The organism is Streptomyces sp. NPDC102258 (assembly GCF_055584685.1).
Genome location: NZ_JBVJLO010000006.1, coordinates 181,391 through 204,712, shown reverse-complemented (window position 1 = coordinate 204,712; position 23,322 = coordinate 181,391). Strand labels below are relative to the sequence as shown.

Genomic DNA, 23,322 nt, shown 5'->3' with positions numbered 1-23,322 from the left:
CTGTCCCCTTTGGTCCTCCGTGCGGCGGACACACGGACCGACGAGGCTATCGGGGCTCTTGTGCGAGGGGCCTCGCATTAGCCGGAAACCGCTGGTCAATGGCGTGAAACCGGGACCGGGAAAGCGATGGCCTGACTGCCCGCACCCCGGACAGGCGTCCTTGTCGCGGGAGGCGGGGGGCGGGAGGATGCCCTGTCAGGGACGGGCTGTCGGGAGGGGGAGTTGTGTGGAGGGTGTTCGGGCGGGTTGCGGTGGTGGGTGGGCTGGTCGGGTTGCTGGGGGGTGGGCAGGTGGCGGGGGCCGCGTCGGTGGGGGCGGAGATTGTCGTCGAGCGGGGCGGGGGGCTGCTTGACGGGGACGTCGTGGGGTTTTCGGTCGTGGGTGGGCCGGCCAAGGCGTATGTGTGGGTGGAGGTGTGTGCGCCCGATACCGTGGCGGGGGCCTGTGACGAGGACACCGGGCGGCAGTTCCGGGTGCTGCCGGACGGGACGCTGCCGGTCTCCCCGAAGAAGCTCTACGCGCAGCTCGCCACCGGGGCGGGGGTCTTCGACTGCCGTACCGCGACCGCCGCGCACCCGTGCCGGCTGGTGCTGACCGACAACAGCGGGGCCGTACTGGCCGGCGTCCCGTTGCGGTTCCGGCCGCACGGGGAGCTCGAAGCGGCGCCCACGTTCCGGGTGGCCCCCGACCAGGACCTGGTGGACGGGCAGTCCGTCCGGGTCACGGGCCGCGGCTACGAGCCGCGCTACCACTCGGTGGTCGTGGAGTGCGCGGTGGGCTCCGTGGAGTACGCCGGCTGCCGGTCCCGGGGGCGTCCGCCGGCCACCACGGACGAGGGGCGGCTCGACGAGACGCTGACCGTCTCGGCGTCCTTCGCGGCCAACGACGGCCGCACCGTCGACTGCCGCGTCGCGCCCGGCTGTGAGCTGGTCGTCCACGGGACCCGGCTGCGCGGCCCGGAATCGCTGCGCCATCCCCTCCGCTTCGCCCCGGCCGCCGGCTGACGGTATCCGGCATACGCTCCGGCCCCCGCGCACGCGTGCCCGCGTGCTCGCGGGGGCCCGCGTGTTTCGTGCTTCGAGTAAAGCTTCCGGTTTCGTGCCGGATGGCCGGGATGGCTTGAATTCGTCGCTCTGGCAGGAGCGGTGGAGTGGCCGGGAGCGATTGGTTCCAGCCAATCTTTAAGTGATGGATCAGCTTTCGGTCAGGGTGTCCCACCCGTCACTCGGCTTACGTCACGCCCCTTCGCTGTCAGCAGCGGACGGGTAGGCTGCTCAGGCTGGCCGGGCCCGGCTGGTGACGGGGGGAGATCCATTGGGTGAGCGGCTCAGTTTCAGAATTCTTGGTCCACTTATGGCCACCGCGGGGGCGCGGCCGGTTCAGGTGGGAGGTGCCCGGCAACGTACGATTCTGGCCCTTCTGCTCCTGAGTCCGGGGCGGATTGTGCCAGTTGACACACTTGTGGATGTAGTGTGGAACGGTAGGCCCCCTGCCACCGCGCGGACCCAGGTGGCCATCGTCATCGCCGCCCTGCGCAAGGCCTTCAAGAGCGAGGGCGTGACCGAGGAAGTCATCGTCACCGCCCACCCCGGGTACCTGCTGCGTGCGGAAGGGCACGCGCTGGACACCGTCACCTTCACCGCGCTCGTCGCCGAGGCCGAGACCGCCGTCCGCGAGGGCCGTCCGGTCGATGCCGCCCGCTGCTACGCCGACGCCCTCGCCCTGTGGCGCGGCCCGGCCCTCGCCGGGGTGGCCGGGCAGCTCGTCGAGGACGAGGCAGCCCGCTGGGAAGAGGTGCGGATCAACGCGTACGAGGCGATGACGGCCGTCCAGCTGGAGCTCGGCCGCCACCAGCTGCTGCTGCCGGAACTGGCCGCGACCGTACGGGAACACCCGCTGCGCGAACGCACCCGCTACCACTTCATCCTCGCCCAGTACCGCTCCGGGCGGCGGGCCGAGGCGATGGAGAGCTTCCGGGAGGCGAGACGGCAGTTCATCGACGAACTGGGCATGGATCCCGGCCCCGAACTTCAGGAACTGCACGACGCGATCCTGCGCGACGACCCCTCACTGGCCTTCGAGCCGCCACCCGCCGCCGCGGCCGAGGCGGTCGCGGACGCCCTGGGTGCGACGCGCCATGTCGTGCCCTCCGAACTGCCGCCCGACGTACCGGGCTTCGCGGGACGCGGCGAGGAACTCGCCGCGCTCGACGCCCTGGCCGGCGGGCAGGGCGAGGACGGGCGCACGCCCACCGTCGGACTGATCACGGGCGTCGCGGGCGTGGGCAAGACCGGTCTCGCCGTGCGCTGGGCGCACCAGGTGGCCGAACAGTACCCGGACGGACGGCTGTTCGCGGACCTGCGCGGGTATGACGAGCACCACGCCCCGACCGCCGCCGGAGACATCCTCAGCCGCTTCCTGCGCTCGCTCGGCGTCGACAGCGACGACGTGCCGGGTGGTCTGGAGGACCGGGTCGCGCTCTACCGCAGCGTGCTCGCCGAGCGCCGGGTGCTGCTGGTGCTGGACAACGTACGTACGTTCGCGCAGATCCGGCCGTTGCTGCCGGGCAGCGGCGGCTGCACCGTCCTGGTCACCAGCCGGGAGCAGCTGGAGCAGCTGGTGACCTGGCCGCACCGGGCCCGGGTCCACCTCGGGGTGCTACCCGAGGACGAGTCGGTGGAGCTGCTCGGCCGGATCGTCGGCGAGGCGCGGATCCTCGCCGCGCCCGAGGACTCGGCCCGGCTCGCCGAGCTGTGCGACCGGCTGCCCCTGGCGCTGCGCATCGCGGCGGCCCGGCTGGCGTCCAAACCGCACTGGTCGGTACGGCACCTGGTCACCCGGCTCAGCGACGGGCGGCGCCGGCTGGACGAGCTGAGCCAGGGCGAGTCGCAGATTCGGGCGAGCTTCGAGCTGAGCTACCGCTACCTCCACAAGGACGCGGCCCGGCTCTACCGCTACCTCGGGCTGCTCGGCGTACCCGATTTCACCGCCTGGGTCGGGGCCGCGCTGATGGACCAGGACGTCCTGGACGCGGAGCGGCTCATCGAGCACCTCGTGGACGCGCAGTTCCTGGAGGTCGTCGGGGTCGACGCCACCGGACAGCTGCGCTACCGCTTCCAGAACCTGATGCGGCTGTACGCGGAGGAGCTGGCGCGGGAGGAGGAGAGCGAGGAGGACCGGCTCGCGGCGTGCGACCGGGTGTTCCGGACGTGTCTGACCATCGCGGAGCAGGGCTGCCGGCGGGAGAACGGCGGGGACCACGTCGTCGTGCGCGGTGACGCGCCCCGCCGGGAGATCGACCCGGTGCTGCTGGAGGAACTGCTGTCGGCCCCGCTGGAGTGGTTCGAGGCCGAACGGCTCTCGCTCGTCGCCGTCGTGGAGCAGGCGGCCCGCACGGGCCGGGACGAGCTGGCCTGGGGGCTGGTCATGTCCATGGAGGTGCTGTTCGAGACGCGCAACTATCCGGAGGACTGGCGCCGGTGCTGCGAGTACGCCCTGGAGGCGGCGCGCGGCGCGGGCAACCTGCGCGGCCAGGCGGCGATGGAACAGCAGCTCGGCGTGATCGAGATGCGGCTGCGCAGGCTGGCCGAGTCGACGGCCCGGCAGGAAGCCGCCCTCGCCCTCTACACGCGGGCGGGGGACGCGCTCGGGCGGGCGCTGGTCCTCAGCGACCTCGCGTTCATCGACCGCATCCGGGGCGAGTACGACCGGGGAATGGAACGGCTGCGGGAGGCCCTGCCGGTGTTCCGGGCGGCGGGCAACCGCTCCTCCGAGGCGTACGCCCTCCAGAACATGGCCCAGTTCGCCCTCGATCAGGGGCAGCCGGAGGCCGCGCTGGAACTCGGCCGCGACGCCGTGCGCGTCTGCGAGGGCATCGGCGGCAAACGGCGCAGCATGGCGCTGGCCACGCACCGGCTGGCGGGCGCCCATCTGGCGCTGGGGCGGCTGGCCGAGGCCGAACGGGGATTCAGCCGGGTCGTGGTGCTCGTCACCGAGATCTCCGATCTGCTCGGCCTCGCCCACGCCCTGCTGGGACTCGCGGAGACCCGGTTCCGGGCGGGCGCCGTGGAGGCGGCCGAGCGGACCTTCCTGGAGGCGCTGGAGGTGGCGCGGCGGACCAAGAGCCCGATGATCGAGGGCCAGATCCGGCTGGCGCTGGGCGAGGCGTACCGGGGGTGCGGGCGCGAGGCGGAGGGGCGGGCCCATGTGACGGCGGCGCTCGGCATCTTCCAGGGCATCGGCGCCCCGCCGTGGGAGGAGAAGGCGGCCCGGGCGCTGGACCGGGTGGCCGTCGGCGGCGTCCGCGCCGCCCGGGACGAGGGGGAGTGCGCGTAAGCGTGCAATAACCCGCCGATAAAGCGGCTCCCTAGCGTCATCGCAGACGAGAAAACTGCCGAGCTGTGGAGTCTGCGATGTCACGTACGGTCGGTGCGCCCTCTTTTGCCGTGATTCCCGGCGCACAGGTGCACGAAGTCCTCGACGGCCGTGCGCCCGAGGTGGTCGGATTGATCGAATCCGCTTATCGGGTGCACGGAGAGGGCGGAACGGTCAATCCGCCGTCCTATTTCCTGCGCTTTCCCGACCGGCCGACCTCGCGCATCATCGCGCTCCCGGCTTCCCTCGGGGGAGCGGCGCCGGTCGACGGACTGAAGTGGATTTCCAGCTTCCCCGAGAATGTGGCGGCCGGAATTCCGCGCGCCTCCGCCGTACTGATCCTGAACGACCCCGAGACGGGATACCCGCTCGCCTGCCTGGAATCCTCGATCATCAGCGCGGCGCGCACCGCCGCCTCCGCCGCGCTCGCCGCCGACCGGCTCAGCCCGGCGGGCGGCCGGCCGCGCCGGATCGGCTTCTTCGGCGTCGGGCTGATCGCCCGCTTCATCCACCAGTACCTGGCGGGCACCGGGTGGGAGTTCGACGCGATCGGCGTGCACGACCTGTCCACCGAGCACGCCGAGGGCTTCGCCGACTACCTGACCCGGGCCGGCGAGCAGGGCCCGGTCACCGTCCACGACAGCGCCGAGAAGCTGATCCGCGAGAGCGACCTGGTCGTCTTCGCGACGGTGGCGGGCGCCCCCCACGTCACCGACCCGGGCTGGTTCGCCCACCACCCGCTCGTGCTGCACGTCTCGCTGCGCGACCTGGCGCCCGAGGTGATCCTCTCCGGCTTCAACGTCGTCGACGACATCGAGCACTGCCTGAAGGCCGACACCTCCCCCCACCTGGCCGAACAGCTCACCGGGAACCGGGACTTCGTCGACGGAACCCTCTACGACGTGCTCAGCGGGCAGCTGGAGGTACCGCGCGACCGGCCCGTCTTCTTCTCCCCCTTCGGCCTCGGCGTCCTCGACCTCGCGGTCGGCCGGCACATCTACGACACCCTCCGCGACCAGGGCGGCCTCACGGTCGTCGAGGACTTCTTCCACGAGATGCGCCGCTACGGCTGAGGCGCCCCGGACCACACCTCCAGCCCACCGCCCTCGCCCCCACCCCGCGCCGTCCGCCCGGCGCACGCACCACGGCCGCCCCGCACGGCCCCGAGCCCTCCGAGGAAAGTGATTCAGTGACCACACTGCTCGACACCACCACGCGGGCGCCGGCCGCTCCCGGCCGGCGCCCCCTGCCCGTCCGGGTCGAGGAGACCCTCCTGGACCCGCACCCGCCCATGGAGCTGTACGAGGCCCTGCGCGCCCGGTTCGGGGAGGACGTGTTCCTCCTGGAGTCCCTGGAGAGCCCCGAGTTCGACGGGAACTCGGCGGTCGTCGGCTTCGGCCGGCTCGCCGAGCTGCGCGTCCACCCCGGGCGGATCTCCGCCGTCGGCGTGGCGCCCGTACTGGCCGGACTCACGGAGGCCGCCGACCGGCTGGGTCTGGCCACCGGCCCCGGCGGGGACCGGCTGTTCGAGCGGCCCGGGCAGGTCTGGGACGTCCTGCGGGCCGTCGAGGCCTCCTTCGACGTCGACAGCGCCCGCCCCGACTACGCCTTCGGCTTCCTCGCCACCATCGGTTACGGAGCCGCTTGGTACATGGAGGAGCTGCCCGACCGCGGCGGCTTGGGCGACCAGGCCCCCGACCTGGTGCTGACCCTGTTCCAGGACACCGTCTGGTACGACCTGGACGCCGGCACGGCCGTCCGGCTGGCCGCGCGCTCCGAGGCGTTCGGTCCCGACGGCGGCCCCGCGGCCCGTACCGACCTCGCCGGGATCGTGGAGCGGCTGACGGCCGGGATGACCGAGCCGGCCGGGCGGACGCCCGCGGCCCCCGCCCCGCTCGCCGTCCGCGACAGCACCGACGAGGCCGCCTTCCTGGCCCGCGTCGAGCGCTGCCTCGGCCACATCGGCGTCGGCGACATCTACCAGATCCAGATCGGCCACCGCATCGAGGTCGACAGCACGCTGACCCCGGCCGACGTCTACCGCAGGCTCCGCGCGCGCAACCCCTCCCCGTACATGTACCTCGTCCCCCGGTGCGGTGCGACGCTGATCGGGGCCAGTCCCGAGGTGCTCTTCCGCACCGAGGGCGACCGGATCGTCATGCGCCCCATCGCCGGCACCACCCCGCGCAGCGGGGATCCGGCCGTCGACGGGCCGCGCATCGAGGCCCTGCTCGCCAGCGAGAAGGAGCGGGCCGAGCACGTGATGCTGGTCGACCTGTGCCGCAACGACATCGGCCGCGTCAGCCTGCCCGGCACCCTCGACGCCCGCGAGGTGATGACGGTCGAGACCTTCTCGCACGTCTTCCACCTGGTCTCCACCGTGGAGGGCGTGCTCGCCCCGGGCGAGGACACCTGGTCCGCGCTGGCCGCCACCTTCCCCGCCGGGACGGTCACCGGCGCCCCCAAGATCCGTGCCATGGAGCTCATCTCCGAACTGGAGAGCGATTCCAGGGGCATGTACGCGGGAGCCGTCGGCCTGGTCGACGTCCGCGGCTGGTCCCGGCTGGCGCTGTGCATCCGCACCGTCACCCACGACGGGTCCATGTACTCCACCCAGAGTTGCGCCGGCATCGTCGCGGACTCCTCGCCCGCCGCCGAGTGGCGCGAGACCCTGCACAAGATGGGGGCCGCCTTCTGGGCGCTCACCGGTGAGGAGCTGCTGCCGTGAAGGTCCTGCTCGTCGACGCCTACGACAGTTTCACCCACATCATCGACCAGTACCTGCGCTCCCTCGGCGCCACCACCGAGGTCGTACGGTCCCGCACCGAGAGCCCGGGCGAGCTCGCCGCCCGGCTGCCGGACGCCGTGGTCCTGGGCCCCGGCCCGGGGCACCCCGCCGACTCCGGCCACGTCGAGCTCGTGCACCGCTTCGCCGGACGGGTGCCGCTGCTCGGCATCTGCCTGGGCCACCAGGCCATCGCCCTGGCCCACGGGGGCGCCGTGCGCGTCGCCGACCGGCTCAAACACGGCAAGACCAGCGAGGTCGCCCACGACGGCGCCGGGGTCTTCGCGGGGCTCGACGCCCCCATGACCGCCACCCGCTACCACTCGCTCATCGTGGCCGAACCGCTGCCGCCGGAGCTGACCGCCACCGCGCACGCCGTCGACGACGGCTACGTGATGGGGCTGCGCCACCGGACCCTCGCCGTCGAGGGGGTGCAGTTCCACCCGGAGTCGATCACCACGGTCGGCGGCATGCGGCTCCTGCGGAACTTCCTCACCACCGCACGGACCCAGCAGCCCGCAGACGCCCTCGCCGGGTGACGAAGGAGCATTTCGTGGACCACGTGGATTCCTGGCGGGCCCTGCCCGCGGCACAACAGCCCGAATGGCCCGACCCCGCGGCCCTGGCGGCGGTACGGACGCAACTGCGCGACGGCGTCCCGCTCGTGGTCGCCGCCGAGTGCGAGCAGCTCAAGCAGCGGCTCGGCGCCGTCGCCCGGGGCGAGGCCTTCGTCCTCCAGGGCGGCGACTGCGCCGAGACCTTCGCCGACGTCCGGGAGGACTCCGTACGCCGCAAGGTGCGCACGCTGCTGCAGATGGCGCTCGTCCTCCAGTACGCCGCCTCCGTACCGGTCGTGAAGATCGGCCGGATGGCGGGCCAGTACGCCAAACCCCGCTCCCGGCCCACCGAGACGCGCGACGGGGTCACCCTGCCCGCCTACCGGGGCGACGCGGTCAACGGCTTCCCCTTCGAGCCGGCCGCGCGGGAGCCCGATCCGGGCCGGCTGCTGCGGATGCACCAGGCGGCCTCCGGCACGCTGAACCTCGTACGCGCCTTCACCACCGGGGGATACGCGGACCTGCGCCAGGCGCACGCCTGGAACCAGGACTTCGTGGCCCGCTCACCGGTCGGCGAGCGCTACGCGGCGCTGGCCACCCAGATCGACCAGGCCCTCAACTTCATGCGGGCCTGCGGGGCCGACGAACGCATCCAGCACGCCGTGGAGTTCTTCGTCAGCCACGAGGGCCTGCTGCTGGAGTACGAGGAACCGCTGGTCCGCGAGGATCCGGCGACCGGCCGGCGGTACGCGACCAGCGGCCACATGCTGTGGATCGGGGAGCGCACCCGGGACCTCGACGGGGCTCACGTGGAGTTCTTCTCGAAGATCACCAACCCGATCGCGGTCAAGCTCGGGCCGGCCACCGACTCCGACACGGTGCTGCGGCTGATCGACCGGCTCGACCCCGAACGCGAGCCGGGCCGGCTCACCTTCATCGCCCGCATGGGCGCCGGCCGGGTCCGCGACCGGCTGCCGGTGCTGGTGGAGAAGGCCGCCGCGGAGGGGGCGCCGGTGGCGTGGGTGAGCGATCCCATGCACGGCAACACCTTCGAGGCCCCGTCGGGCCTCAAGACGCGCCGCTTCGACGACATCGTCGACGAGGTGAAGGGCTTCTTCGAGGTCCACCGCGAGCTCGGGACGCATCCCGGGGGCGTGCACCTGGAGTTCACCGGGGGCGATGTCACCGAATGCGTGGGAGGCGGTGAGGAAGTGAGCCTGGACGGGCTGAGCGAACGCTATGAATCCACTTGTGACCCCCGGCTCAACCGGACCCAGTCACTGGATCTGGCCTTCCTGGTGGCCGAAATGTACCGGGAACGCTGAGCTTCCGCTTTCCGTCCTGATCGGCGAACGATATCCGAGGGACGCCCTTCCATCCCTCCAGTGCCCCTCAAGCGGTCCCGGCATGGCCGTCAAGGGCGGTCCCGAGGGAATTCATCGTCCTCGGGGCCGACCCTGACCAGCAGTTATATCGTCCTTATTCGAAATGGCGCGGGTCGCGAGGACGCGGCGATATCGGCTCGAAGCCGCTCCTTCCTAGTGTTCTTCTCACCGGAACAGACCGGAACTCAAGCAGGACTCAACGGGGGAGAAGAACCGAGATGCAGAACACTTTGCGCACCCAGATCAAGCTGATCACCGTCGCGATCGTCGCCGCCACCGCCATCGCGGGGGGCGTGCAGATCGCCCACGAGAGCCCGGCGGCCACCTCGACCGGTGTCACCGCGAGCGTCACCACCCCGGAGGCCCCGGCCGCGGCCCCGACCCCCACGCCGTCCTCCACCAAGAACGGCGAGGAGTGGGGCTGAGCGTCGGGGCCCCACCCCACGACTCACCCAGGGAGAACCAAGTGACCACCGTCAGACCGGAAACGGGCCAGGGGCAGCGCAGCTGGCCGGCCCTGCTGGAGACCCTGCTCGCCGGACGTGACCTCGCCGCCGTCGACACCGCCTGGGCCATGGACCAGGTGATGCGCGGCGAGGCCACCGAGGCGCAGCTCGCCGGCTTCCTGGTCGCCCTGCGCGGCAAGGGGGAGACGGTCGCGGAGCTGGAGGGCCTGGTACGGGCGATGCTGCACCACGCGGTCTCGCTCGACGTGCCCGGCGCCACGGTCGACGTGGTCGGCACGGGCGGCGACGGCGCCCGTACGGTGAACATCTCGACGATGTCGGCGATCGTGGCGGCCGGCGCCGGGGCCCGGGTCGTCAAGCACGGCAACCGGGCGTCCTCCTCGGCCTCGGGATCCGCGGACGTGCTGGAGGCGCTCGGGGTCACCCTGCGCCTGCCGCCGGCCCGGGTCGCGGAACTGGTGGAGGAGGCGGGCATCACCTTCTGCTTCGCCCCCGACTTCCACCCGTCGATGCGGCACGCGGCGCCGGTCCGCAGGCAGCTGGGGATCCCCACGGTCTTCAACGCGCTGGGACCGCTCACCAACCCGGCCCGGCCGACCGCCCAGGCGGTCGGCGTGGCCGACGCCCGGCTGCTCCCGCTGATCGCGGGGGTGCTGGCCCGCCGCGGCGGCAGCGCCCTGGTGTTCCGCGGGGACGACGGGCTCGACGAGCTCAGCGTCTCGACCACCTCGACGGTGCTCAGCGTGGAGGCGGGCCGGGTGCGGGAGGAGTCCTTCGACCCGAGGGACATCGGCATCCCGTTCGCCCCCTTCGACGCGCTGCGGGGCGCCGACGCCGGGCACAACGCGGCGGTGGCGCGGCGGCTGTTCGCCGGCGGAGAGCGCGGAGCGGTACGGGACGCGGTGCTGCTCTCGGCGGGCGCCGCGCTGGCCGCCGCCGAGCCGGCCGGGGGACGTACGGTCACCGAACGGCTGCGCGCGTCGGTCGCGGTCGCGGCCCGGTCCCTGGACTCGGGCGCGGCGCGGGACGTACTGGAGCGCTGGGTGCGGGCGGCGGCGGGACAACCGGCAGCCGGACACCCCGCGGCCGGTCACCCCGAGGCCGGTCACCCCGCGACGCCGCTCGCCACGGCGGGCCGGTGAACGGCGTGCCGCGGCGAGCGGTGCCCGGCCGCGCGACCGTGGCGTGACGCGGCGGTGCGGCCGCGGCCGTCCCCGGGAGGGGGACGGCCACGGCCGCACCGGCGATCGCGTACGGGAGCCGGACGGGAGCCGGGGGCGGGTCGGGGACCCGGTCGGCGGTTCAGGCGACCGCGGCCTTGGCCGGGAGCGCGACCGGTTCGTGGACCGGCGGCCCGTCGGCCACGTCGACGGCCTCCTCGGCGGGGGACACCCCCCGTCGGATCCAGGAGAGGGCGGGGGAGGTGATCGCGGTGGTGAGCAGGGCCATCAGGACCAGCAGCGTGAACAGGTCCGGCCCGATCACCCCCAGTTCCAGGCCCAGGTTCAGCACCACCAGCTCGGTCAGACCGCGGCAGTTCATCAGCGCGCCGATCGACATGGCGTCCCGCCAGGACTGCCCGCTCGCCCGCGCCGCGCCCGTACTGCCGCCCCACTTGCCGAGGAAGGCGACGACCATGACCGCCACGGCCCACACCCACATCATCGGCTCGGCGACGACCAGCCCCACGTCGGTGCGCAGACCGGTGTTGACGAAGAACAGCGGCAGCAGGACCGGAATGGTGAAGGCCCGCAGCCGGGCCGCGCACAGCTCGATCACCCGAGATCCGCGCGGGGTGATCACACCGAAGACGAAGGCGCCGAACAGCGCGTGCACGCCGATCTTGTCGGTCGCGAAGGCCGACAGGCTCAGCCCGCTGAACAGCACCACCAGGACCGCGGAGTCCACGGTCCGGGCGGCCCGCGCGGCCCACCGGGCCAGCAGCGGCCGGACCGCGTAGACCATGAACGCCAGGAACGCGGCGGCGAGTGCGGCGGTGGTGGCGGCGTCCAGCGGGGAACTGCTGGTGCTGACGGCGACCACCGCGGCCAGCAGGCACCAGGCGGTCACGTCGTCCACGGCCGCGCAGGCCATGGCCAGGGCGCCGATCCGGGTGTGGTAGAGCCCCCGGTCGGTCAGGATCCGGGCGAGCACCGGGAACGCCGTGATGCTCATGGACACCGCGATGAAGAGCACGAAGGCGAGCTTGGAGACCCCGTCGGGGGCCAGCGAGTCGTACATCAGCAGGGCCAGCCCCGAGCCGAGGACCAGCGGGAGCGCGATGCTCGCCTGGCTGACGGCGATGGCGGTACGGCTGTGGCCGCGCAGGTGGGAGAGGTTCAGCTCCAGCCCGACCAGGAACATGAACGCCAGCAGGCCGATGTTCCCGAACGCCCCGGTGAACGGCAGGACCGTCCCGGGGAACAGCCATGCCTGGGCCTGGGGCCACAGCCAGCCCAGCAGCGAGGGCCCCAGCAGGATGCCGACGGCGATCTCGCCGACCACCGGCGGCTGGCCGATGCGGCGGAAGAGCATCGCGCCGGCCTTGCACGCGAGGATGACGGCGGAGATCGCGATCAGCAGGTCCGGCAGCGGGTCACGGGCGGACACGGGCCGCCTCCTTCGCCGCCGCGGGGGCCGCGGCCGTGAGCGGGCCGGGTCTCGCGGGCGGCGGCGGGGCCGCGGCGGGCGGCCCCGGGACGGCGGTGGCGTCGGTCCAGCGGGCGTACCTGCGCTTGCCGTACAGCAGGGGTTCCTCGTCGTCGCGCAGCGAGACCCGGTGGACCCGGACGAACACGGCGGTGTGGTCGCCGAACGCCACGGAGTGGACCACTTCGCCGTCGGCCACGGCGTGCGAGGCCTGCGCCAGGTGCGGCCCGCCGGCCCCCAGCGGCAGCCGCCACTCGGCGCGCTCGAAGCGGTCGGCGGCGCCCGAGGCGAACAGGTCGGAGACCGGCCGGGCGTTCTCGTGCAGCAGGTTGACCGCGACGTGGCCCGTCTCCAGGACGGCCCGTACGGTCGGGCTCTCGGTGCGCAGGCACAGTACGAGGGTGGGCGGCGACAGGGCGACGCTGGCCAGGGAGCTGCAGGTCATGCCGCGCGGCTCGGAATCCGTACCGATCGTGGTGATCACCGAGACGCCGGACGGGAAGGCCGACATCAGCGGCCTGATGTCGGCTTCGGCCCGGTCGGCGCACTGGCCGGCGCGGACGGACGGGGACGGCTGGGAGGCCTGGGAGGTCTGGGACGGCTGGGAGGTCTGGGACATGCGGGTGCTCTCCTGAAGGTGGGGTGCCGGCGTCGGCCCGGAGCCGGGGGGAGGACCCGGCTCCGGCCGGCGCACCGGAGGGACTGCGGCCGCTCTACTTGCCGTGCAGCCGGCGCAGGTAGTCGTGCGCGCTCGGCAGCGTGTCGAGGAGGTGCTCCTGCTCCTGCTTGACCTTGCCGAACATCGCCTCCGCGCCCGCCACGGAGTCGGGCTTGTGCGCGAGGACCGGCAGCGGGGCGTCCGGTTCCAGGCCGAGACCCGCGAAGACGCAGTAATAACTGCCGTTCGTCCAGAAGTTGCGGAATTCCGCCTCGAAGTTCCCGTAGTACGTGGACTCGTCGGCGATCGGCGAGTTGATCGCGAGACCGGCCTTGTACGCGGAGATCTTCTCCTGGATGTTCTTCGGGAGCGTCAGCTCCTTGTTCGCGCGCCAGAACGGGGTGTCGTCGCGCGGCGCGTAGTAGAAGTGCGCCTGGATGAAGTCGCGGGTGTCGTCGAACATCATCTCGATCTCGCGGTTGAAGCTGTTGGCCAGCTCCGGGTGGAAATCGCGGTCCGGGAAGTGCTTGGCGAGCTGGTAGACGGCCGCGGTGATGAAGTAGATGCCGGTCGATTCCAGCGGCTCCAGGAACGCCGAGGAGAGACCGATGCTCACCACGTTGTTCACCCAGGCGCGGCGGTTGCGGCCGACCCGGAACTTCACGTGGTTGAACTTCGTGGTCTGCGGGTCCAGGCCCCAGAGCGCGCTGAATTCCCTGGTCGCCTCCTCCTTCGTCGTGAACTTGCTGGAGTAGACGTACCCGGAGCCGAAACGGCCCAGCATCGGGATCTTCCAGGTCCAGCCGGAGGTCATCGCGATGGCGGAGGTGTACGGCTCGATGCCGTTCGCCTCGTCGTCGTGCGGTACGGCGGTGGCGACGGCGCTGTCGCACAGCAGGTGGTCGCTCATGTCGATGAACGGCTCTTCCAGGGCCTGGTTGATGAGCAGGCCGCGGAAGCCCGAGCAGTCCACGAACAGGTCGGCGTCCAGCACCCGGCCGTCCTTGGTGTGCAGCGCCTTGATGAAGCCGCGCTCGTTCTTCTCCGCGTGGGTCATCTCGCCCTGGACGTGGCGCACGCCCTGCTTCCCGGTGGCGAAGCGGCGCAGGAAGTCGGCGACCAGCGCCGCGTCGAAGTGCCAGGCGTAGCGGGTGGAGGGGGTGCCGTCGAGCCACTTCGGGGACTTCTTCGCGTCCATGACCGGGGGCTCGCGGAAGCACGCGTAGTCGAACGGCTCCTCGGTCTGGCCCTCCAGCTTGCGCTTGGCCCAGTAGTGCGACATCGGGACGTTGTCGCTGTCCGGGAGGATGCCGAACGGGTGGTAGAAGTGGTCCGGGGCGCCGTTTTCCAGCTCACGGGCCTCTGGCTCGCCCTGGCCGCCGGTTCTCCAGTTCACGAAGCGCACGGCCATCTTGAAGCTGGCGTTGCACTCCCGCATCCACTCCTCCTCGGCGATGCCCAGGTACTCGAAGAGGACCTTGTGGAGGTTCGGGACGGTGGCCTCGCCGACACCGATCCGCGGGATCGCCGGCGCCTCCAGCACCGTGATGTCCACGGTGCCCTGGAGCGCCTTTCCGAGATAGGCGGCGGTCATCCAGCCGGCGGTGCCGCCGCCGAGGATGACGACTTTCTGAATGCGCGAGTCGGTGCCGGTCATGTGAGGGACTCTCTCTTCCGTCAGCGTGGGGGAGATCCGTGGTGCGATGTGGAAGAGATTCAGACCATCGACTATGCGCCACCTATAACCAGCCGTATGGCATCGATATAGCGGATTGGCCGAATCTCGGCACGCTGTATCCGCACCCCGCAACTCCCAGCAGAGGATGGCTGCATCAGATGCCGTACGACGAAGGGACGAAGGGAATCCTCTCTACCGTGGGAGGAACTCCGCTCATTGAACTGGAGCGTTTGCTGCCGGGCCTCGGCTCGCGGGTGTTCGCCAAGGTGGAGCGGTTCAATCCCGGAGGAAGTATCAAGGACCGCTCGGCACTCTCCATGGTGCTGGCGCGCATCAGAACCGGGGAACTCGTCCCCGGCACATCGACCGTCATCGAATCGAGCTCGGGCAATCTCGCGATCGGGCTCGCCCAGATCTGCGGGTATTTCGGACTCCGCTTCATCTGCGTGGTGGACGCCCGCACGACCCGGCAGAACGTCGCGATCCTGCGGGCCTACGGGGCCGAGGTCGAGATCGTCGTCGACCCCGATCCGGCCACCGGCGAACTCCTGCCGGCCCGGCTGCGCCGGGTGGCCGACCTCGTCGCCGAGACGCCCGACGCGTACTGGCCCGACCAGTACTCCAACCCGCTCAACCCGATCGCCCACCAGACCACGATGCGAGAGATCGCCGAGGCCCTCGACGGCCGCGTCGACCAGCTCGTCGTGGCCGCCGGCACCAGCGGAACCCTGGGCGGCTGCGCCGAATACGTCCGCCGGCACGGCATGGCCACCACGATCAACGCGGTGGACGCCATCGGCAGCGTGCTCTTCGGCCCGCAGGAGCGCCGCGCCCGGCTCATCCCCGGCCACGGCGCCTCGGTGGTGCCCCGCCTGCTGCGTCCCTCGGACGCCGACCGGGTCATCCACGTCGGCGACCTCGACTGCGTCGTGGGCTGCCGGCGCCTCGTCCGCGACGAGGCCGTACTCGCCGGCGGCTCCTCCGGGGCCGTCGTCGCCGCCCTGGAACGGATCGCCCCGGACATCGTCCCCGGCTCCAACGTGGTGCTCGTCCTGCCCGACGGCGGCGACCGCTACCTGGAGACGATCTACGACGACGCCTGGGTGTACCGCCAGTTCGGCGAGGTCTCGCACCTGTGGAAGGAGCCCCGTCCCGTGGGCCTCACCCCGCACCTGGTGGATATAGGCCACTGATAGCGGCCCCTCCCACCATCGATCCATCGGTAACCACGCAAGACCCCCACCCCCACCCCCACCGGGCGACCACCCGGCACGGCACCGGCAGGTCCGCCGCGGACCGCCGCTCATTGGAGGCACTTCAGATGACCACCCAGATCCCCGCCCTCGACGCCGGACGCAAGGAGCAGATCAAGGACATCGTCTGCGACATCCTCGAACTCGACCTCGACGAGGTGACCGAGACGAGCCTCTTCAAGGAGGAGCACGACGCGGACTCCCTGCGCACCATCGAGATCCTGGCCTCGCTGGAGCGCGTCTTCGGCATCACGCTGGAGCAGTCCGAGCTCAGCCGCATGGTCAACCTGGTCGGCGTGTACGCCGTGATCGCGGAGGCCGAGGGCAAGTGACTCCCCAGACGGCCGCGACGGGGCGGCGGCCCGCCGCCCGGCACCGGGTGGTGATCACCGGTCTCGGTGTCGTGACCAGCATCGGCACGGGCGTGGACGCCTTCGCCGAGGGCCTGCGCGCCGGACGCAGCGGGGCGAAGCCCATCAGCGCCTTCGACACCACCGGCTTCGCCCACTCCAACGCCTGCGAGATCACCGACTTCGAGCCGGAGGCCTGGCTGCGCGAGCTGCCCGCCGACGAGCTCGGCCGGGCCGCCCAGTTCGCGGTCGCCGGAGCCCGTATGGCGGTGATCGACGGGGGACTCACCGAGGCGGACGTCCGGGCCAGGCGCTCCCTGGTCTCGGTCGGCACCACCGACGGCGAGTCCCGCGACCTCGACCACCTCACCGGCCTCCAGGTCGCCGGGGACGAGGACACCCTCGACCCGGTGGTCGCCCGCCGCGTCTGGCCCGGCCGGCTCTCCGCGGGCATCGTCCGCGAACTGGGCCTGGAGGACGTGGAGACGGTCACCGTCCCCACCGCCTGCGCCGCCGGGAACTACGCCGTCGGCTACGGCTACGACGCGATCAGCTCCGGAGACGTCGAGATGGCGCTGTGCGGCGGGGCCGACGCCCTGTGCCGCAAGACCTTCACCGGTTTCTACCGGCTCGGCACCATCGCCCCCGACGTCTGCCGGCCCTTCGACGCCGACCGGCAGGGCATCCTCACCGGCGAGGGGGCCGGCATCCTGCTCATGGAGTCGCTGGAATCCGCGCTGGCCCGCGGCGCCCGCATCTACGCCGAGGTCCTCGGCTACGGGCTGTCCTGCGACGCCAGCCATCCCGTCGCCCCCGACCGGGACTCCATCGCCCGCTGCATCACCGCGGCGCACGCCAACGCCGGGATCACCCCCGCCGACGTGGACTTCATCTCCGCGCACGGCACCGGCACCCGGGCCAACGACGTCACCGAGGTCGGCGCGATCCGCCAGGTGTTCGGCGAAGACCTGCCGCGCACCGTCTCCATCAAGTCGATGATCGGCCACACCATGGGCGCCGCCAGCGCCCTGGCCTCGGCGGCCTGCGCCCTCGCCCTGCGCGAGGGGTTCATCCCGCCGACCATCAACCACCGCACCACCGACCCCGAGTGCGGCGTCGACTGCGTACCGAACGAGGCGGTGGAGGCCGACCTCAAGGTCGTGCAGAACAACGGACTCGCCTTCGGCGGCAACAACGCCGTACTGGTCCTCGGCCACTGGGAAGGCAGGAGCGCAGTCGCATGACAGCAACAGCACCGGCGGAATCCCCCGAGCGCCGGCTCGTCATCTCGGGCTGGGCCGTCACCTCCCCTTACGGGCTGGGCCGACGGTCCTTCGCCGAGGGGCTCCTCGCGCGGACGACGGCCACCTCGGCCGTCGACGGCGCGCAGTGGCCCGTCCCGTACGGGGAAGCGGGCCTGATCCCGGACTTCGACATCAAGGCCGTCCTCGGCCGCAAGGGCACCCGCTCCATGGACCGGGCCACCGGGATCGCCGTCGTCACCGTCGGGGAGCTGCTGGCGGACTTCGGCCAGGGCCTGGCCGCCGACCCGGAGAAGACCGGGCTCGTCCTCGGCACCTCGGGCAGCGTCCAGTCCATCATGGACTTCACCAAGGACGCGCTGACCGGCGAGAAGCCCTACCTGGTCGACCCGGCCCGCTTCCCGAACACCGTGATGAACTGCCCGACGGGCCAGAGCGCCATCCGGCACACCCTCAAGGGGCCCAACGTCACCGTGTCCGGCGGCTCGGCCACCGGCCTGCTCGCCCTGAACTACGCCTCCCGGCTGCTGCGCGGCGGCCACGCCAACGCGCTGCTGGCCGGCGCCGCCGAGGAGTTCTCCGTGCAGCGCGCCCGCCTGGAGCGGGTCGCCGACCACGGCGGGGCCGAGGCCGACCCGCTCGGCGAGGGCGCCGCGCTGTTCCTGCTGGAGAGCGGGGAGGCCGCCCGCGAGGGGGGCCGGCGGGTGCTCGCCACCGTGCTCGGCTCCCGCTTCCGGGCCTTTCCCGAGAGCGGCCGGGCCGGGGCCGCGCTGGCCCGCTGCGTCGCCGAGGTGCTGGGCGGCGCCGGCGTGGGCCCGGACGACGTCGCCCTGGTGGCACCCGGCACCCCGCCGGGGCAGCTCGGCAAGCAGGAGGAGTCCGCGCTGGAGGGGATCGCGGGCGAGCGGATCGCCGTACGCCCGCTCGTCGGCGACGCCACCGCCGCCTCGGCCGCCTTCCAGCTCGCCGCCGTGCTGGCGCACGCCGGAGCCGAACCCGCCCTCGTCGACCGGCTCGCGCTGGTCACCGCCCTGGACCGGGACGGCACCGTCGGAGCCACCCTGCTGCGGCTCGGCTGACACCGGCGGGGGCGCGGACCGCCGCGCCCCCGGCCCCGCCCGCACCACCGCACCGCCGCCCCCTCGTACACGTACAGCACGTACACGCGTACCCGCGTCCCGAAGAGAGAGGCATCTATCCATGTCCGAGACACCGAGGCCGGTAGCCCTCGTCACCGGCGGCTCCCGCGGCATCGGCCGGGCCGTGGTGGAGACCCTGGCGCGGGACGGCCACGACGTGGCGTTCTGCTACCAGTCCAACGAAGAGGCCGCCACGCTCACCGAGAAGTCCGCCCGGGAGCTGGGGGCGCGGGTGCTCGCCCGCCGCGTGGACGTCACGGACCGCGCGCAGGTCCGCGCCTTCACGGCGGAGGCCGAGGCGGCACTGGGGCCGGTGGAGGTCCTGGTCACGGCCGCCGGCATCGTCCGCGACAGCCACCTGGCCATGATGAAGGACGAGGACTGGGACGCGGTGGTCCGCACCAACCTCGACGGCACCTTCAACTTCGCCAAGGCGCTGGCCTTCCCGATGATGAAGCGCCGCCGCGGCACCATCATCACCCTGTCGTCGGTCGCCGCCGCCGGCAACGCCACGCAGAGCAACTACTCCGCGACCAAGGCCGGGATCATCGGCTTCACCAAGGCCCTGGCCAAGGAGTCCGGCCGCAGCGGCCTGCGGGCCAACGCCGTCGCCCCCGGCTTCATCGCCACCGACATGGTCGGCGGCCTGTCCGAGAAGCACGCCCAGGAGATGACGGCGCGGATCCCGCTGGGCCGCTTCGGCGAGGCGCGGGAGGTCGCCGAGCTGGTGTCCTTCCTGGCCTCCGACCGTGCCGCGTACATCACCGGACAGGTCTTCCACATCGACGGCGGCCTGGTCGTCTGACCGGCCCGAGCCGCCCGTCGCGCGAGACCGCGAGACCAGCCCGATCCCCAGAGGAGCCCGACATGGCCGGCCGTGCCGCCCAACCGCCCCGGTTCTACTTCAACCTGCGCAGCCCCTACAACTTCTTCGCCCTGCACGACCTGGAGCGCGAGCACCCCGGGCTGCTTGAGCGCCTGGAGTGGCGTCCCTTCTGGGAGCCCGACGAGACCAGCGCCGCGCTGCTGGCCGCGGCCGGGGGGCAGTTCCCGTACACGCCCATGACGCGCGCGAAGCAGTTCTACATCCTGCGCGACGTACGCCGGCTCGCCGCCGAGCGGGGCCTGGCGCTGACCTGGCCGGCCGACCGCGCGCCGTGGTGGGAGCCGGCCCACCTGACCTGGTTCCTCGCCGTCGACGCGGGCCTGGGCCGGGAGTGGGTGGCCCGGGCGGGCCGGGCGCGCTGGCTGGAGGGCCGCGACATCTGCGACCCGGCGACCGTCCTCGAACTGGCGGTCGAGATCGGTCTGGACGCCGACGCGGTGGCCGCCGCCACCGACAGCGCCGCGCTGCGCGAGCGGGCCACCGCCGCCCTGCTGGACGTGCACCGCGACGGGGTGTTCGGGGTCCCGTACTTCGTGCACGGCAGCGAGCCCTACTGGGGCCTCGACCGGGTCCCCGCCTTCGCCGCCACCTTCGCGGACGCCGACCCCGCGATCCCCGCCGCCCCCGCCGCGCCGCCCGCCGAGGCGGAGCTCGCGGTGGTCGGCGCCGGGCGGACCACGGACATGAGCCACGCGGGAGGCTGCGGATGAACGCCGCGACCGGGGCTGCCGAGACCGGGGCCGCCGTGATCGAGCCCGCCGCGACCGGAGCTGCCGCGACCGCTGTCGGCGGGGTGGCGCCGGAGGGGGCGCGGGCGCTGCCGCTGACCGCGATCCAGCAGTCCATGTGGACGGCCTACAGGGTCTCGCCCGAGGCCTGCGCCTACAACATCGTCATGCCGCTGCGGCTGCGCGGCCGCGTCGACCCCGCCGCCATGGACGCCGCCGTCACCGCCGTCGGCGCCCGTCAGGAACTGCTGCGCTCCGTCTTCACCGAGAGCGCCACCGGGGTGCGCCGCACCGTCAGTGAAACGCCCCTGGTACGGCTGGAGTTCCGCGACCTGGACGGCGCCGGTGAGAGCGCCCTGCACCGGGCCGCCGAGGAGGCCGGGGCCCGCCCCTTCCGGCTGGAGTCGGGCGCCTTCCGCGTGGTGCTGCTGCGCCACACCGACGAGGACTGGGCGCTGGTCACCTCCGCCCACCACATCGTCAGCGACTTCACCTCGCGCTGGCTGCTGGTCCGCGACGTCCTCGACGCCTACGAGGGGTTCGCGACCGGCACCGCACCGCGCTGGCGGCCCCTCCCCGGCTCCTACGCCGACCACGCCGCCGAGGAGCTGCGCTACACCGCCTCCCCCTCCGGAGCGCGGGCCGCCGAGCTGTGGACGGAGTCGGTGGGGCAGGCCCCCGCCGCCGAACTGCCGCTGGACCGGCCCCGCCCGGCCCTGCGCTCCTACCGGGGCGGGACCGTCGTCCGCCGGCTCGCCGCCGACAGCGCGGCCGGCCTGGCCCCGGCCGCCGCCGTCGCCGGGGTGACCCCCTTCGCCTACCTCCTCGGGGTCTTCCAGGCGCTCACCCACCGCTGGACCGGCCAGGACGCCTTCGTGCTCGGGGTCCCGGCCACCAGCCGGATGGGGCGGGCACAGCGCGACGTCATCGGCTGCTTCCTCAACACCATGCCGGTCCGGGCCGACTTCACCGCCGGCTCCACCTTCCGCAGCGCCGCCGAGCAGGCCGGGCAGCGGGTCATGGGCGGCATGATGGGCGTGCGCTACCCCTGCGCGCTGGCCTTCCCCCGCGCCACGGTCTTCCGTACCGCGCTGTTCCTCGTCCAGATGGACCGCATGGAGCCGCCGGTGCCCAACGTCCCGCCGGGCGCGGCCGAAGGCCCCTGCGTCCCGTACGCCGGGCTGGACATCGCCCTGATCGACGTCCCGCAGCAGGAGGGACAGCTCGACCTGCTGCTGCGGATCGAGCAGACCCCCGAGGGGGTCACCGCGGTCTTCTCGTACGACACGGACGTGCTCGACCGGGAGACGGTCGAGCGGTTCGCCGACGGGTACGAGCGGATGCTCGCGGCCGCCGTCGCCGGGCCGGATACCCCGGTCGCCGACGTGGAGCTGGCGGCGGAGGGGGAGCTGGCGGCGCTGCTGGCACTGGGCTCCGGCGGCGGCGCGGACTTCGCGTCGTTCGACGCCACCGACGAGTTCGATTCCTTCGAGAACGCCTGGGAGTACCGGTGAGCCTCAAAGTGGCCGTGATCGGCGCGGGACTGGGCGGACTGACCGCCGCCGCGGCCCTGTACGCCCGGGGCCTGGACGTGGCCGTCTACGAGCGGGGCACCGCCCTGCGCGAACAGGGCGTCGGCATGCACCTGGGCCCGAACGGGACCCGGCTGCTGGAACGCCTCGGCCTCGGCCCGCGCCTCGCCGAGCTCGCCGTGCGCCCGGACGCCCTGGAGGTGCGGGCCTTCCACAACGGCGCCCGGGTCGCCGAGCAGGAGATGGGTGAGGACTGGGAGCGCCGGTTCGGCGCCCCCTACCTCACCGTCCACCGCGGAGACCTGCACCGGATGCTGGCCTCCCTGGTGCCGGACGGGCGGATGCACACCGGCAAGGAGCTCCTGCGGTACGAGGAGGGCCCCGGCGGGGTGCTCCTGGAGTTCGCGGACGGCACCACGGCCACGGCCGACGTGCTGGTAGGCGCGGACGGGGTGCGCTCCGCGGTGCGCCGCGCGGTGGCCGGCCCGGACGCCCCCGTGTACTCCGGGAACAGCGCGCTGCGCGGCCTGGTCGACGCGGCGGACGTGCCCTCCCTGGACCCGCGCCGGATGTACATGTTCGCGGGCCCCGGCTCCCGCGTGCTGTGCTACCCGGTCAGCGGCGGGCGGCAGTTCACGTACGTGGTCGTCACCCCCGCGCCCGAGGGCGACGCGGAGTCCTGGACCAGCGCCACCGACCGGGCCGACCTCGACGCCGTGCTGGCCGGCTGGGCACCCGAGGTGCGCGAACTGGTGGCCGCGGCGGGCGAGGTGCGCCGCTGGGCCCTGTACGACCGGGCGCCCCTGGAGCGCTGGAGCACCCGGCGCGTCACCCTGCTCGGCGACGCGGCCCACCCGATGCTGCCCCACCACGGGCAGGGCGCCAACCAGGCCGTCGAGGACGCGGTGGCGCTCGCCCTGTGCCTGGCCCGCGCGGGCGAGGACGCGCCCGGCGTCGCCGCCGCGCTGGAGCGCTACGAAGCGGTGCGCCGCCCGCACACCACCCGGGTCCAGCTCGGATCGCGCACGGGCCGCCCCGCCCCGGCGGCGAACGGCCGCCCCGGTGGCGTCAAGGAGGCCGCCGAGGACGTGGGCTGGATCCTCGGCCACGACGTCGAGGCCGCCTTCGAAGCCCCCGCCGCCTTCGAGGCCCCCGAGCCCACCGCCGCCTGACCCCTGACGCACGCCCCCGACCCCAGGGCCCCCGACGCCGACCGGCGTCGGGGGCCCGTCGCGTTCCCGGACGTATATGGGCTCGATAGGGCATCGATAGCGCCCTCTTCAAGGATGGCCGCACCTGACCACGCGAAGGGAACAGCGATGAGCGAACAGCAGCACGAGGACACCGTCTACCGCGTCGTCCACAACGACGAGGAGCAGTACTCGATCTGGTGGGCCGACCGCGACCTGCCCGCCGGCTGGCACGCCGAAGGCACCGAGGGCAGCCGCGAGGAGTGCCTCGCCCGGATCACCGAGGTGTGGACCGACCTGCGCCCGGCGAGCCTGCGCCGCCGGATGGCCGCCGGATCCGCCGCCTGACCACCCGGACGGCCGAGCCACCCGGCGGGCCCCCGGGCCCCGGGAAGAGGCCGGCGCCACCCGATCCCGATGAAGGAGAGA

Annotated in this window: 21 protein-coding genes; 18 read left to right on the top strand and 3 right to left on the bottom strand. The window is 72.9% G+C overall.

Features of this window, described 5'->3' with window-relative positions; all coding sequences use genetic code 11:
• Positions 1-413: 413 nt before the first annotated feature.
• From ACZ6ZT_RS12890 to trpD, 8 genes are all read left to right on the top strand, one after another.
• Positions 414-1,004: a neocarzinostatin apoprotein domain-containing protein gene (locus ACZ6ZT_RS12890; RefSeq protein ID WP_469718748.1), complete on the top strand. Its 591-nt coding sequence runs from the start codon at positions 414-416 to the stop codon at positions 1,002-1,004.
• Between the two features lie 349 nt (positions 1,005-1,353).
• Positions 1,354-4,335, top strand: coding sequence for an AfsR/SARP family transcriptional regulator (locus ACZ6ZT_RS12885; protein WP_469718746.1), 2,982 nt, complete (start codon positions 1,354-1,356; stop codon positions 4,333-4,335).
• Between the two features lie 77 nt (positions 4,336-4,412).
• A complete protein-coding gene (sbnB, locus tag ACZ6ZT_RS12880) occupies positions 4,413-5,447 on the top strand; it encodes a 2,3-diaminopropionate biosynthesis protein SbnB (protein WP_469718744.1) in 1,035 nt (344 codons plus the stop codon).
• A gap of 116 nt (positions 5,448-5,563) precedes the next feature.
• Positions 5,564-7,102: an anthranilate synthase component I family protein gene (locus tag ACZ6ZT_RS12875; RefSeq protein WP_469718742.1), complete on the top strand. Its 1,539-nt coding sequence runs from the start codon at positions 5,564-5,566 to the stop codon at positions 7,100-7,102.
• Entirely contained in the window at positions 7,099-7,698 is a 600-nt protein-coding gene (locus tag ACZ6ZT_RS12870; RefSeq protein ID WP_469718741.1) for an anthranilate synthase component II, read from the top strand. Before ACZ6ZT_RS12875 ends, ACZ6ZT_RS12870 begins: the two co-directional genes overlap by 4 nt.
• Before the next feature lie 23 nt (positions 7,699-7,721).
• On the top strand, positions 7,722-9,041 hold the full coding sequence (locus ACZ6ZT_RS12865; protein WP_469719071.1) for a class II 3-deoxy-7-phosphoheptulonate synthase: 1,320 nt from the start codon (positions 7,722-7,724) through the stop codon (positions 9,039-9,041).
• A 278-nt stretch (positions 9,042-9,319) separates the two neighbouring features.
• A complete protein-coding gene (locus ACZ6ZT_RS12860) occupies positions 9,320-9,526 on the top strand; it encodes a hypothetical protein (RefSeq protein WP_469718740.1) in 207 nt (68 codons plus the stop codon).
• A gap of 41 nt (positions 9,527-9,567) precedes the next feature.
• The gene (trpD, locus tag ACZ6ZT_RS12855) at positions 9,568-10,710 is read left to right on the top strand and encodes an anthranilate phosphoribosyltransferase (protein ID WP_469718738.1); all 1,143 of its coding nucleotides are present in this window, start codon (positions 9,568-9,570) and stop codon (positions 10,708-10,710) included.
• A 160-nt stretch (positions 10,711-10,870) separates the two neighbouring features.
• Here the strand turns inward: trpD and ACZ6ZT_RS12850 are convergent, their stop codons facing one another.
• Together ACZ6ZT_RS12850 and ACZ6ZT_RS12845 are read right to left on the bottom strand one after the other, a co-directional pair.
• Positions 10,871-12,178: a cation:proton antiporter gene (locus ACZ6ZT_RS12850; RefSeq protein WP_469718736.1), complete on the bottom strand. Its 1,308-nt coding sequence runs from the start codon at positions 12,176-12,178 to the stop codon at positions 10,871-10,873.
• The gene (locus tag ACZ6ZT_RS12845; protein WP_469719069.1) at positions 12,165-12,728 is read right to left on the bottom strand and encodes a flavin reductase family protein; all 564 of its coding nucleotides are present in this window, start codon (positions 12,726-12,728) and stop codon (positions 12,165-12,167) included. The genes ACZ6ZT_RS12850 and ACZ6ZT_RS12845 overlap by 14 nt, the downstream gene beginning before the upstream one ends.
• Between ACZ6ZT_RS12845 and ACZ6ZT_RS12840 the strand changes: the two genes are divergently transcribed.
• Positions 12,661-12,852 (top strand): hypothetical protein, encoded by a 192-nt coding sequence (locus ACZ6ZT_RS12840; RefSeq protein ID WP_469719095.1) that lies wholly within the window; start codon positions 12,661-12,663, stop codon positions 12,850-12,852. The genes ACZ6ZT_RS12845 and ACZ6ZT_RS12840 overlap by 68 nt on opposite strands.
• A gap of 78 nt (positions 12,853-12,930) precedes the next feature.
• On the opposite strand, the gene ACZ6ZT_RS12835 is transcribed toward ACZ6ZT_RS12840, so the two are convergent.
• On the bottom strand, positions 12,931-14,532 hold the full coding sequence (locus ACZ6ZT_RS12835; protein WP_469718734.1) for a tryptophan halogenase family protein: 1,602 nt from the start codon (positions 14,530-14,532) through the stop codon (positions 12,931-12,933).
• 179 nt (positions 14,533-14,711) lie between these two features.
• Between ACZ6ZT_RS12835 and sbnA the strand changes: the two genes are divergently transcribed.
• The 9 genes from sbnA (at position 14,712) to ACZ6ZT_RS12790 (ending at position 23,241) form a co-directional block, all read left to right on the top strand.
• On the top strand, positions 14,712-15,746 hold the full coding sequence (gene sbnA / locus ACZ6ZT_RS12830; protein ID WP_469718732.1) for a 2,3-diaminopropionate biosynthesis protein SbnA: 1,035 nt from the start codon (positions 14,712-14,714) through the stop codon (positions 15,744-15,746).
• A 128-nt stretch (positions 15,747-15,874) separates the two neighbouring features.
• Positions 15,875-16,138: an acyl carrier protein gene (locus tag ACZ6ZT_RS12825; protein ID WP_266843109.1), complete on the top strand. Its 264-nt coding sequence runs from the start codon at positions 15,875-15,877 to the stop codon at positions 16,136-16,138.
• On the top strand, positions 16,135-17,400 hold the full coding sequence (locus tag ACZ6ZT_RS12820; protein WP_469718730.1) for a beta-ketoacyl-[acyl-carrier-protein] synthase family protein: 1,266 nt from the start codon (positions 16,135-16,137) through the stop codon (positions 17,398-17,400). The genes ACZ6ZT_RS12825 and ACZ6ZT_RS12820 overlap by 4 nt, the downstream gene beginning before the upstream one ends.
• The gene (locus tag ACZ6ZT_RS12815; RefSeq protein WP_469718728.1) at positions 17,397-18,497 is read left to right on the top strand and encodes a beta-ketoacyl synthase N-terminal-like domain-containing protein; all 1,101 of its coding nucleotides are present in this window, start codon (positions 17,397-17,399) and stop codon (positions 18,495-18,497) included. The genes ACZ6ZT_RS12820 and ACZ6ZT_RS12815 overlap by 4 nt, the downstream gene beginning before the upstream one ends.
• Positions 18,498-18,618: 121 nt before the next feature.
• Positions 18,619-19,362: a 3-oxoacyl-[acyl-carrier-protein] reductase gene (gene fabG / locus ACZ6ZT_RS12810; protein ID WP_469718726.1), complete on the top strand. Its 744-nt coding sequence runs from the start codon at positions 18,619-18,621 to the stop codon at positions 19,360-19,362.
• A 62-nt stretch (positions 19,363-19,424) separates the two neighbouring features.
• The gene (locus ACZ6ZT_RS12805) at positions 19,425-20,153 is read left to right on the top strand and encodes a DsbA family protein (RefSeq protein ID WP_469718721.1); all 729 of its coding nucleotides are present in this window, start codon (positions 19,425-19,427) and stop codon (positions 20,151-20,153) included.
• Positions 20,150-21,685 (top strand): condensation domain-containing protein, encoded by a 1,536-nt coding sequence (locus ACZ6ZT_RS12800; protein ID WP_469718718.1) that lies wholly within the window; start codon positions 20,150-20,152, stop codon positions 21,683-21,685. Before ACZ6ZT_RS12805 ends, ACZ6ZT_RS12800 begins: the two co-directional genes overlap by 4 nt.
• Positions 21,682-22,875, top strand: coding sequence for an FAD-dependent monooxygenase (locus ACZ6ZT_RS12795; protein WP_469718716.1), 1,194 nt, complete (start codon positions 21,682-21,684; stop codon positions 22,873-22,875). The genes ACZ6ZT_RS12800 and ACZ6ZT_RS12795 overlap by 4 nt, the downstream gene beginning before the upstream one ends.
• A gap of 147 nt (positions 22,876-23,022) precedes the next feature.
• Complete coding sequence (locus ACZ6ZT_RS12790) at positions 23,023-23,241, top strand: MbtH family protein (RefSeq protein WP_469718714.1); 219 nt, start codon at positions 23,023-23,025, stop codon at positions 23,239-23,241.
• The last annotated feature ends 81 nt before the right edge of the window (positions 23,242-23,322 follow it).

Bases quoted from the DNA above. Each gene is read 5' to 3' on its own strand.
- ACZ6ZT_RS12885 (WP_469718746.1), top strand. From the start codon at position 1,354: ATGGCCACCGCGGGGGCGCGGCCGGTTCAGGTGGGAGGTGCCCGGCAA.
- sbnB (WP_469718744.1), top strand. From the start codon at position 4,413: ATGTCACGTACGGTCGGTGCGCCCTCTTTTGCCGTGATTCCCGGCGCA.
- ACZ6ZT_RS12860 (WP_469718740.1), top strand. From the start codon at position 9,320: ATGCAGAACACTTTGCGCACCCAGATCAAGCTGATCACCGTCGCGATC.
- ACZ6ZT_RS12840 (WP_469719095.1), top strand. From the start codon at position 12,661: ATGCCGCGCGGCTCGGAATCCGTACCGATCGTGGTGATCACCGAGACG.
- ACZ6ZT_RS12845 (WP_469719069.1), bottom strand. From the start codon at position 12,728: ATGTCGGCCTTCCCGTCCGGCGTCTCGGTGATCACCACGATCGGTACG.
- ACZ6ZT_RS12835 (WP_469718734.1), bottom strand. From the start codon at position 14,532: ATGACCGGCACCGACTCGCGCATTCAGAAAGTCGTCATCCTCGGCGGC.
- sbnA (WP_469718732.1), top strand. From the start codon at position 14,712: ATGCCGTACGACGAAGGGACGAAGGGAATCCTCTCTACCGTGGGAGGA.
- ACZ6ZT_RS12825 (WP_266843109.1), top strand. From the start codon at position 15,875: ATGACCACCCAGATCCCCGCCCTCGACGCCGGACGCAAGGAGCAGATC.
- ACZ6ZT_RS12815 (WP_469718728.1), top strand. From the start codon at position 17,397: ATGACAGCAACAGCACCGGCGGAATCCCCCGAGCGCCGGCTCGTCATC.
- fabG (WP_469718726.1), top strand. From the start codon at position 18,619: ATGTCCGAGACACCGAGGCCGGTAGCCCTCGTCACCGGCGGCTCCCGC.
- ACZ6ZT_RS12805 (WP_469718721.1), top strand. From the start codon at position 19,425: ATGGCCGGCCGTGCCGCCCAACCGCCCCGGTTCTACTTCAACCTGCGC.
- ACZ6ZT_RS12800 (WP_469718718.1), top strand. From the start codon at position 20,150: ATGAACGCCGCGACCGGGGCTGCCGAGACCGGGGCCGCCGTGATCGAG.
- ACZ6ZT_RS12790 (WP_469718714.1), top strand. From the start codon at position 23,023: ATGAGCGAACAGCAGCACGAGGACACCGTCTACCGCGTCGTCCACAAC.